The organism is Neisseria sp. P0021.S007, from assembly GCF_051956855.1.
The window spans coordinates 1-592 of the sequence record NZ_JBQCXA010000814.1 but is presented as its reverse complement, the minus strand read 5'-3'; the positions used below and the strand labels follow the sequence as shown (position 1 = coordinate 592).

At 49.2% G+C, this 592-nt stretch carries 1 protein-coding gene; it reads left to right on the top strand.

The window, feature by feature from the left end:
• On the top strand, window positions 1-523 hold a 523-nt coding region (locus ACTHUR_RS16100), incomplete at its 5' end, for a S24 family peptidase (protein ID WP_440399682.1).
• Between the last annotated feature and the right edge of the window lie 69 nt (window positions 524-592).

The window sequence follows — 592 nt, the reverse complement described above, 5'->3', positions numbered from 1 at the left end:
ATGCAGCATAGACTGGCTTCTGACGGGTGAAGGAGAGCCGTTTTCCAACGCCGAGCTGCCCAAAGCCACCACTTACGACACTTTGGGCAATCCGGTAGATATTGACGAATTTATCTTCGTGCCTCGCTACGACATCCATGCCGCCGCAGGACACGGACAACTTGTCGGCGATGAAAAACCCATGTTTACCATGGCATTCCGCCGTTACTGGATCGAAAACTACGTTACCCGCGACACCAAAAACCTGTCGGTCATTTCCGTCAAAGGCGATTCTATGGAAGGCGTTTTAAACGACGGGGACACCATCCTGATCAACCGCAGCGAGACTACCCCACGCGATGGGTTATATGTTCTGCGTATCAATGAAAATCTTTTGGTGAAACGGCTTCAAGTCATACCCGGCGGCATCGTCAATGTCATCTCTGCCAACGAAGCCTATCCGGCTTTTGAAATCGACCTAAATAAAATGACCGAAGATGTCGCTATCATCGGCCGCGTAGAATGGTTTGGACGGATTATTTGATCGGTACTGTGTTCAGACGACCTGAATTCATGTTTTCCTATTTCTTAGTAGAGCAGTCGGTGTAAAGAC